At 63.5% G+C, this 9,388-nt stretch carries 7 protein-coding genes; all 7 read right to left on the bottom strand.

What is annotated here, in order from left to right; all coding sequences use genetic code 11:
- Positions 1–125 precede the first annotated feature (125 nt).
- The 7 genes from BMY68_RS24815 to BMY68_RS24785 all read right to left on the bottom strand — a co-directional run bounded on the left by BMY68_RS24815 (position 126) and on the right by BMY68_RS24785 (position 9,059).
- Positions 126–992 carry an ABC transporter permease gene (locus BMY68_RS24815; RefSeq protein WP_025808568.1) on the bottom strand — a complete coding sequence of 289 codons (867 nt, stop codon included), beginning with the start codon at positions 990–992 and terminating at the stop codon, positions 126–128.
- Between the two features lie 20 nt (positions 993–1,012).
- Positions 1,013–1,873: an ABC transporter ATP-binding protein gene (locus BMY68_RS24810; RefSeq protein WP_085533767.1), complete on the bottom strand. Its 861-nt coding sequence runs from the start codon at positions 1,871–1,873 to the stop codon at positions 1,013–1,015.
- Between the two features lie 5 nt (positions 1,874–1,878).
- Entirely contained in the window at positions 1,879–2,916 is a 1,038-nt protein-coding gene (locus BMY68_RS24805) for an ABC transporter substrate-binding protein (RefSeq protein WP_009041575.1), read from the bottom strand.
- A 27-nt stretch (positions 2,917–2,943) separates the two neighbouring features.
- On the bottom strand, positions 2,944–3,834 hold the full coding sequence (locus tag BMY68_RS24800; RefSeq protein ID WP_085533215.1) for a TauD/TfdA dioxygenase family protein: 891 nt from the start codon (positions 3,832–3,834) through the stop codon (positions 2,944–2,946).
- Positions 3,835–4,157: 323 nt separating this feature from the next.
- Positions 4,158–5,525 carry an HlyD family type I secretion periplasmic adaptor subunit gene (locus BMY68_RS24795; protein ID WP_085533213.1) on the bottom strand — a complete coding sequence of 456 codons (1,368 nt, stop codon included), beginning with the start codon at positions 5,523–5,525 and terminating at the stop codon, positions 4,158–4,160.
- Positions 5,515–7,671, bottom strand: coding sequence for a type I secretion system permease/ATPase (locus BMY68_RS24790; RefSeq protein WP_009041572.1), 2,157 nt, complete (start codon positions 7,669–7,671; stop codon positions 5,515–5,517). The genes BMY68_RS24795 and BMY68_RS24790 overlap by 11 nt, the downstream gene beginning before the upstream one ends.
- A 38-nt stretch (positions 7,672–7,709) precedes the next feature.
- Positions 7,710–9,059, bottom strand: a complete 1,350-nt coding sequence (locus BMY68_RS24785) for a TolC family outer membrane protein (protein ID WP_009041571.1) — start codon at positions 9,057–9,059, stop codon at positions 7,710–7,712.
- Positions 9,060–9,388: the final 329 nt, after the last annotated feature.

Genomic DNA, 9,388 nt, shown 5'->3' with positions numbered 1-9,388 from the left:
AGGACGAAGTCCTCGCCAGATCTGCGCATGCGGTGTGCCAGGCAGAACGCGCTGTCAGGGGTTGCGCCGGCTGCGCCGTCGATCGCAGCCTCGCAAGCTCGGCAGCGGCTACGGGCGTTACGGGCTCAGCGTTGCATGCCCCAGCGTTTCACGGTGACCCGCTCCAGGGTGTCGAACACCAGGTTCTCCACCAGCAGGCCGATCAGGATCACCACCGCCAGGCCGGCGAAGACTTTGTCGGTGTACAGCTCGTTGCGGTTCTGGAAGATGTACCAGCCCAGGCCGCCCTTGCCGCTGGTGGCGCCGAACACCAGTTCGGCGGCGATCAGGGTGCGCCAGGCAAAGGCCCAGCCGATTTTCAGGCCGGCGAGGATCGACGGCAGCGCCGCCGGGATCAGGATGAACAGCACGAAGCGCATGCCCTTGAGCCCGTAGTTGCGCCCGGCCATGCGCAGGGTTTCCGAGACCCCGAGAAAGCCGGCGTAGGTATTCAAGGCCAGGGCCCAGAGCACCGAATGCACCAGCACGAAGATCAGGCTGTTCTCCCCCAGGCCGAACCACAGCAGGGCCAGCGGCAACAGGGCGATGGCCGGCAACGGGTTGAACATCGAGGTCAGGGTGCTCAGCAGGTCGCGGCCCACCTGGGTCGACACCGCCAGGGTGGTCAGGGCAAAGGCCAGGACGATGCCGATCAGGTACCCCTTGAGCAGCACGACCAGGGAAATGCCGACCTTGCCCAGCAGCTCACCGCTGAGCAGGCCGTCGTACAGCGCGCTGGCGGTCTGCAAAAAGCTCGGCAGCAGCAGGTCGTTGTTCTGGTAGCGGGCCACGGCCTCCCAGAGCAGCGCCAGCACGATCAGGATCAGGCTCTTGCGCAGCCAGCCTTGTTGCCACAGGCGCTGGCCCAGCGGCAATTCACGCTCCAGCGGCACCGCCAGCAAGGGTTCGAGGGCAACTTCGTATTCCTGGCGAACAGGTGATGAATGGCTCATCGGGCGTTCCTCTTAAAGGCTCAATAAGCGATACGGATATCGGAGAAATCCAGCTCGCGCTCGGTTTCCGGCGACTGTCCTTCGTCGAACAGCAGCCGGTGGATACGCCGCGCCGTCTGCTGGAACGCCACGCCGCCAAGGCTTTGCAGGTCGTACTGATGGCTGTGGATTTCCGCCCGCACCCGCCCCGGGTGGGGCGACAGCAGCAGGATGCGATTGCCCACCACCAGCGCTTCCTCGATGGAGTGGGTGACGAACAGCAGGGTGAAGCGCACCTCTTCCCAGAGCAGCAGCAACTCCTCCTGCATCTTGCGCCGGGTCAGGGCGTCGAGGGCGGCGAAGGGTTCGTCCATCAGCAGGATCTTCGGCTGCATCGCCAGGGCCCGGGCGATGGCCACCCGCGCCTTCATGCCGCCGGACAAGGTGTGCGGGTAGGCGTCGGCGAACGCCGCCAGGCCGACCTTGTCCAGGTAGTGCAGCGCACGCTCCTCGGCCTCGCGGCGCTTGAGGGTGTTCGATGCCAGCAGCGGGAACATCACGTTCTGCTTCACGGTTTTCCACGGCGGCAGCTGGTCGAACTCCTGGAACACCACAATCCGGTCCGGCCCCGGCTGGCTGACCCGTTGTCCTTGCAGGCGAATCTCGCCCTCGCAGGGCTGGATGAAGCCGGCGACCGCCTTGAGCAGGGTCGACTTGCCGCAGCCCGAGGGCCCGAGCAGGACGAAACGGTCGGCGGGATCGATTTCGAAACTGACCTGGTGGGTGGCCCGCACCACGCGCTGCGGAGTGCGGTATTCCAGGCTGACCTGGTCGACCGCCAGCAGCGCCTGGGCTGCCGCGGTCGGGTTGCTGGCCGTGTGGCCTTGCAAGGGGGCGTTCATGGTCATCAGCTCCCTTGCAGCGGGGTGGTGTCCTGGAAGAAGTAGTCCTTCCACGATTGCGGCTTGTTCTTGATCGCGCCCACGCGGTAGAGGAATTCAGCCAGCGGGTAGGTGTTTTTCGGGGTGACGGTGAACTCGAACTGCGGGTTGTCGATGATCTTCAGCAAGGCTTCGCGGTCGATCTTGGCCTTGGTCACGCGGATGTAGGTATCCGCCGCCGCGCCCTTGTCCTTCTGGGCGAAGTCGGCGGCCTCGGCCAGCGCCTCGACGAAGGCCTTGTAGGTTTTCGGGTTCTCGCTGCGGAATTTCTCGGTGGCGAACAGCACGGTCGGCGAGTTCGGGCCCAGCAGGTCGTAGGTATTGAGCACCACGTGCACATTCGGGTTGGCCAGCGCCTGGTCCTGGAACGGCGGGTTGGAGAAGTGCCCGGTCAGCTCGGTGCCGCCGGCGATCAGCGCCGCCGTGGCGTCCGGGTGCGGAACGGCGATGGTGTACTTGTCCAGGCGATTGAATTCCTTATCGCCCCACTGCTTGGCCGCCGCGTACTGCAGGAACCGCGACTGCACGGAGACCCCCACCGCCGGCACCGCGATGCGGTCCTTCTCGGTGAAGTCGGCGATGGTCTTGACCTTGGGATTGTTGCTCACCAGGTAGTAAGGGAAGTTGCCCAGCGACGCCACCGCCTTGACGTTCTGCTTGCCGTGGGTGCGATCCCAGATGGTCAGCAGCGGGCCGACGCCGGCCCCGGCGATGTCGATGGAGCCGGAAAGCAAAGCGTCGTTGACCGCCGCGCCGCCGGACAGCTGGGTCCAGTCGACCTTGATGTCGATGCCCTCTTGCTTGCCGTGTTTTTCGATCAGGTTCTGGTCGCGCACCACGTTGAGCAGCAGATAGACGATGCCGAACTGTTCGGCGATGCGGATCTCGCCTTCGGCATGGGCCGCCGTCGGCGCGACCAGGCCAGCGGCCAGCAGGCTGAAGCCCAGGCCGATGGCGGCCGCCAGTTTGCCCAGGCGCGGGAGGCGTTGAGTAGGTTGGGACATGGTGTTTCTCCTGCCGTGGGTGGCCGATCAGTAAGGGGCGTCGCCCTGGATGGTGGTGCGGTACAGCTTGCGGCGCAGATGGCTGGGGCAACCGGCGGCCAGGTGGATCAGCGAGCGGTTGTCCCAGAACACCAGGTCATGGGGCTGCCATTGGTGGCGGTAGATGTTTTCCGGCAGCACGCTGTGGGCGTAGAGCTCGGCGAGCAACTGGCGGCTCTCGTCTTCCGGCAGGCCGACGATGCGGGTGGTGAAGCCTTCGCTGACGAACAGCGCCTTGCGACCATTTTCCGGGTGGGTGCGCACCACCGGGTGCACCACTTCCTGGACCTGGGCCAGTTGCTCCGGGGTCAGGGTCGGGCGCCAGTTGCCCTCGAACTTGGTCTCGCTGTAGCGCGCGGTGTAGGAGTGCGCGGCAGAGCGGCCATCGACCGCCTTGCGCAGCGCTTCTGGCAGGCTGTCCCAGGCTTTGTGCATGTCGGCGAACAAGGTGTCGCCGCCCTCGGACGGCAGTTCCTGGGCGTGCAGCATCGAACCCAGGCTCGGCAGCTCCTTGTAGGAGAGATCGGAATGCCAGAACTTGCCGGCGTCCCCCAGGCCGATGGACTGGCCGTTTTCGATGATGTTGGAAACGATGAGGATTTCCGGGTGCCCGGCCAGCAAGAACTGCTTGAGCACGTGGATCTGCAGCACGCCGAAACGGCGGCTGAAGGCGATCTGTTGTTCGGGGGTGATGCGCTGGTCGCGGAATACCACGACGTGATGATCCAGGTGCGCGCGGTGAATGCGCGCGAAATCCTGGTCGTTGACCGGCCGGGCCAGGTCCAGGCCGACGATCTCGGCACCGACGGCGCCGCTGAACGGGCGGATATCAAAAGCTTGTGCGGCGATGGGCGCGGCACTTGGAGAGGGTACGGACATAAATCACTCCCACGCAGAGCACGCCCGGTGGCGCGCGCGTCGATCAGAAACTCACGGAGGTCCCGTGTGGGTTCATTTCGTGCGGCGCGCCGATTGGTCGGCAGGTACGCAGGGAGTCGACTTTATAGATATAAGAACTGAATTTTAAATACCGTTAACGAATAACGATATGGCGATTCGGCCGCAGACCCCAAGGCCGGCACGAGCGCCTGTAGCCGGCTGCCGCCAGGTGGCGATCGGCCCCGAAGGGGACGTGACGATTTCAATATCGCTGAAGGCCCTTCGGGCCTTATCGCAGCCTGGCGGCAGCGGCTACAGATGGTTTAACGCTCGTGCAGCGCCTCGGCGCGGGCGCGGATGATCGGCTTGAGCAGGTAGCTGAGCACGCTTTTCTTGCCGGTGATGATGTCCACCGAGGCGACCATGCCGGGGATGATCAGCAACGGCTTTTCATCGGTGCCCAGGTGGCTGCGGTCGGTGCGCAGCTTGATCACGTAGTAGGTGGTCTTCTTGTCTTCGTCGGTGATGGTGTCGGCGCCGATCTGTTCCAGCTTGGCCTTCAGGCCGCCGTAGATGGTGTAGTCATAGGCGGTGAACTTGACCACCGCTTCCTGCCCCGGGTGCAGGAAGGCGATGTCCTGCGGACGGATCTTCGCTTCCACCAGCAGGGTGTCGTCCAGCGGCACGATCTCCACCATGTCGCTGCCCGGCTGGATCACGCCGCCGATGGTGTTGACCATCAGTTGCTTGACGATGCCGCGCACCGGCGAGGTGACCAGGGTCCGGCTGACCCGGTCTTCCAGGGCCTTGCCGGTGGCGCTGGCCTTGTTCAGTTCGGTGCGCGCCTCGTTGAGCTGGGTCAGGGCTTCGCTGCGGAATTTGCCACGGGTTTCGTCAATCTTGCGCTGGACTTCCTTGATCGCCGATTCGGCACGGGGGATCGCCAGGGTGGTGGCGTCCAGTTGCCCACGGGTCTCGACTTCGGCGCGCTTGAGCCGCAGCACTTCCACCGGCGACACCGCGCCCTGGGCCACCAGCGGCTCGGACATGGCGATTTCCTGGCGCTGCAGGCCCAGTTGCTGGCGGTACTGCGCCTGCTTGGAAGTGAATTCGCGCAGTTCCTGCTGCTTCTGGATCAGCTGTTCCTGCAGGCCGCCGACTTCGTCGTGCAACTGCTGGCGACGGCTTTCATACAGCGACTTTTCGCTGGCCGCCTGGCCGGGCACGGCGGCTGTGGCATCGGCCGGGAAATTCAGTTCGCGGTTGTCGATCTCCGCGCTCAGGCGCTCGACCCGCAGCAGCATCGACAGGCGATCGGCCTCGGTCTCGCCGACGTTGGACTTGAAACGCGTGTCATCCAGGCGGATCAGCGGGGCGCCGGCTTCGACGATCTGCCCTTCCTTGACGAACAGTTCGGAGACGATGCCACCTTCCAGGTTCTGGATTTTCTGCACCTTGGACGACGGGATCGCCTTGCCCTCGCCCTTGGTCACTTCATCGATTACCGCGAAGTTGGCCCACAGCAGCAGAAACAGGAAGAAGCCGATGATGCCCCAGATGGTCAGGCGGATAACCCGCGGCGCATCCTCGATCAGCGCCTTGTTGACCTCGGGCAGGGGTTGGTCGTGCAGCGATTCGGTGCCTTTGAAGTAGCGCAGGATCGAGTCTTTGAAACCGGATTTAAGCAACACTGATCTGCCCCTTCTTCAACGCTTCCATCACGACTGCTTTCGGCCCGTCGGCGAGGATCTGCCCGCGGTCGATCACCAGCAGGCGATCCACCAGCGACAGCAGCGAGGCACGGTGGGTGACCAGCACCACGGTCTTGGCTTCCACCACGGCTTGCAGGCGTTGTTTCAAGCGTTCTTCACCGGTGTTGTCCATGGCGCTGGTCGGTTCGTCGAGCAGCAGGATCGGCGGGTTGAGCAACAGGGCCCGGGCCAGGGCGACGTTCTGCCGCTGGCCGCCGGAGAGGTTCTGCCCGCGCTCGCCGACCTGCAGCTCGTAACCCTGCGGGTGCAGGCGGGCGAATTCGTGGACGCCGGCCAGTTCGGCGGCCTGCAGCACCAGTTCGTCTTCGACATAACGGGCGCCGGAGGTCAGGTTGTCACGCAGGGTGCCGGCCAGCAGCTGGATGTCCTGGGCCACATAACCGATGTTGTGGCGCAATTCGCTGACGTCGATCTGCCGGATGTCCACGCCGTCCACCAGCAAGGCGCCGGAGTCTGGGGTATACAGGCCCACCAGCAGCTTGGCCAGGGAGCTCTTGCCCGATCCGCTGCGGCCGATGATGCCGATCTTCTCGCCCGGCTTGACCACCAGGTTGATGTTCTTCAACGCCGGGTTCTGCTGCCCCGGGTAGGTGAAATTCAGCTGCCGGCATTCGATGGCGCCCTGCAGCACGTTGCGGCTCAGGGGGCGCTCGTCGAAGTTGCGCTCCTGGGGCAGCTCCATCATCTGGTCGACCGAGGTCATGGTCACCCTCGCCTGCTGGTAGCGGGTCAGCAGGCCGGACAACGAGGCCAGCGGGCTGAGGGCGCGGCCGCTGAGCATGTAGCAGGCGATCAGCCCGCCCATGCTCAGGTTGCCGTCGATGATCTGGTACACGCCGAAGACGATCATGATCACCCCGGCCAGCTGCTGGATCAGCAGGGTGATGTTCATCGCCAGGCTGGAGAGCATCTTCACCCGCAGCTCGAGACGGCCGAGGGTGCCGATGGTCTGTTCCCACTGGTACTGGCGTTCGCTTTCGGCGTTGTTGACCTTCACCGCGTCCAGCCCGGCCAGGGTCTCGATCAGGCTCGACTGGCGCTCGGCGCCCAGGGCCATGGTTTTTTCCATGGTGGCGATCAGCGGTTTCTGCAGGGCGTAGCCGATGCCCAGGGCAATCGGGAAGGCCAGCACCGGAATCCACACCAAGTGCCCGCCGAGGATGGCGATCACCAGGAAGATCAGCAGGGTGAACGGCAGGTCGATCAGGCTGGTGAGGGTCAGCGAGGCGAGGAAGTCGCGCAGGCTCTGGAACTCGTGGATGTTCTGGGCAAAGCTGCCGACCCGCGCCGGCCGGTACTTCATGGCCATGCCGACGATACGCTCGAACAGCGTGGCCGAGATGATCAGGTCGGTCTTCTTGCCGGCCAGGTCCAGGCACAGGCTGCGCAGGCTCTTGAGAATCAGGTCGAACAGGTAGGCGCCGGTGATGCCGATGGCCAGCACCCACAGGGTGGCGGCGGCCTGGTTGGGGACCACGCGGTCGTAGACGTTCATCACGAACAGCGGCGCGGCCATGGCAATGACGTTGATCAGCAGACTGGCGGCGATGGCGTCGGCGTACAGCCAGCGCGAACGCTTCAAGGTGTCGCGGAACCAGGAGCGGGCGCGGGGAATCAGCGAGCCGTGGTTGACGTCGAATTTGTGTTGGGGCTGGGCGAAGAACACTTGCCCGCTGTAGTCGTCGGCCAGCATCTGGCGACTGACGCTGACCTCGCCGCCGTCGCTCTCGCTGAGCAGCAGGCGGGCCTGGTCTTCGCCCTGCCAGCCGAGCAGGACGGCGCTGCGGCCGTCCTTGAGCAACAGCATGGCCGGCATGGCGATGGCAGGAATCTGCTCCAGCTTGCGCCGCAGCAAACGCCCCTGCAGGCCGGCGCGAGCGGCGGCGCGCGGCAGCAGCTCGGCGCTCAGGCGCTGGGACGGCAACGGCAGGCCGGTGGTCAACATCGCCGCGCTGGCCGGCTTCTGGTGCAGGGAACACAGGGTTAGCAGGGCATCCAGCAGCGGGTCGTCATGCATGCCGCGTGGATCATGGCTAAGTTGCACTCGACTGACTTCTGATTCCACGCTCGGCACTCTTTAACTGTCTATTGGATGAAAAGTACTCAATTCATCCCAGGCAGTTGGACCTTGGGCTTCACATCGTTCTGCACGACGGAAGCCATGGGTGCGACCACTCCCTGGCTCTTGAGCAATTCGCCCATGGTCGCCTTGATTCGATATTGAGTAAATAACTGAATGTTCTTGATTTCCGCCAACCGACGCGAGGCGGTGAACAGTTCATTCTCACTATCGAGCAAGTCGAGCAAAGTGCGCTCGCCCAGACTGAATTGCTTCTGATACGCCTCACGCACGCTGGCGCTGCGATCGACATATTGCTGGGCGATCGGCACTTGCGCATTGGCGTTGTTCAAGGCGTTCCACGCCAAGCCTAGCTCTTCATTCAGAACACGCAGGGCGTTGTTACGAATATCCAGCGCCTGGTTGGACTGATAGGCCTTGGATTCCAGGTCGGCCTTGTTGCTGCCGCCGGCGAACAGGTTGAAGCGCATGCGCAGCATGGCCTGCCATTCGTTGTTGTGGCCGTCGATGCCGTCCAGGTTGTTGTCGGCGGTACGCCCCAGCTCGGCATCGAAGCGCGGGTAGAAGGTCGACTTGGCGGCTTCGTATTGCTTCTCGGCGGCGACGATGTCGGATTCGGCCGAGCGCAGGATCGGGCTGTTTTCCAGCATCTGGTGCCGGGCTTCGTCGAGGCTGGCCGGCAGCAGGGCCATGAAGCCGACCGGACGCTCCAGCTGGTCCGGCATCTGGCCGACGGCGCTGAGGTAGTTGGTCTGGGCATCGGCCAGGTTGGTCTGTTCGGTGATCAGGTTGTTGCGCGCCTGGGCCATGCGCGCTTCCGCCTGGTCGAGGTCGGCGCGGCTGCCGACGCCGCGCTGGGTGCGCAGTTGGATCTGATCGTAGATGCGCTCGTGATTGCGCATGTTGTCTTCGGCCAGGCGCACGAACTCGCGCCGGGTCAGCACATCCAGGTATACCTGGGCCACGGTCAGCGCGGTGCGCTCGGAAGTGCCCAGCAACGAGTACGCCCGGGAATTGACGGTGGCTTGTTGACGCCCGACCTCGCTGGAGGTGGCAAAACCGTCAAAAACCATTTGCTGGAGACGTAAACTTGACTCGCTGCGGTTCAGCGTCTCCCAGTGATTGCTCGATCCTGCACGGGTAGTCGGGCTGTCGGTGCCTTCGCGGCCGTAACCGCCCAGCAAATCGACCCGCGGCAAATAGCCGCCCTTGGCCGCCTTGAGCTGGTAATCGGCGGCCAGGCGGCTGTTCACCGCGGCCTGGATTTCCGGATGGACATCCAGTGCTTTCTGCATGGCTTCGGGCAGGGTTTGTGCTTGGGCGAAACTGGCGGCGAGTACGAAGGGTAAGGCTTTGAACAACTGCGGACGCATAGAGGAGGTTCCCAGGACTTCTTGTCCCAAATCACAGCAAAACGAGGCGCTGCATCGGATGATGGCAACCGGAATGACCGTATATCGGAAAGTTCAAACCATGAACTGGGTCACACACTTTTAGACAGGTCGCCGCATGAATATCAATGTGACATTACCTTGACGATTGTTTAGGATGACACTCAGAAGGTCAATAGTTTGGCATATGGTTAATAGCAAAAAAATATAGCCAATTTATTGACAAACATTCGCGTCAAAATCACGTGTTTCTACACTCTGAAGAACGTCCAGACTGCGTCGGCGTATGCCCGTCAGGAACATGGAAGTCT

Source organism: Pseudomonas sp. NFACC41-3, assembly GCF_900109505.1.
Lineage (GTDB): Bacteria > Pseudomonadota > Gammaproteobacteria > Pseudomonadales > Pseudomonadaceae > Aquipseudomonas > Aquipseudomonas chlororaphis.
This window is presented reverse-complemented; position numbering and strand designations above follow the sequence as displayed.

Coding starts and splice junctions, on each gene's coding strand:
- BMY68_RS24800 (WP_085533215.1), bottom strand. CDS start 3,834: ATGTCCGTACCCTCTCCAAGTGCCGCGCCCATCGCCGCACAAGCTTTT.
- BMY68_RS24785 (WP_009041571.1), bottom strand. CDS start 9,059: ATGCGTCCGCAGTTGTTCAAAGCCTTACCCTTCGTACTCGCCGCCAGT.
- BMY68_RS24815 (WP_025808568.1), bottom strand. CDS start 992: ATGAGCCATTCATCACCTGTTCGCCAGGAATACGAAGTTGCCCTCGAA.
- BMY68_RS24810 (WP_085533767.1), bottom strand. CDS start 1,873: ATGAACGCCCCCTTGCAAGGCCACACGGCCAGCAACCCGACCGCGGCA.
- BMY68_RS24805 (WP_009041575.1), bottom strand. CDS start 2,916: ATGTCCCAACCTACTCAACGCCTCCCGCGCCTGGGCAAACTGGCGGCC.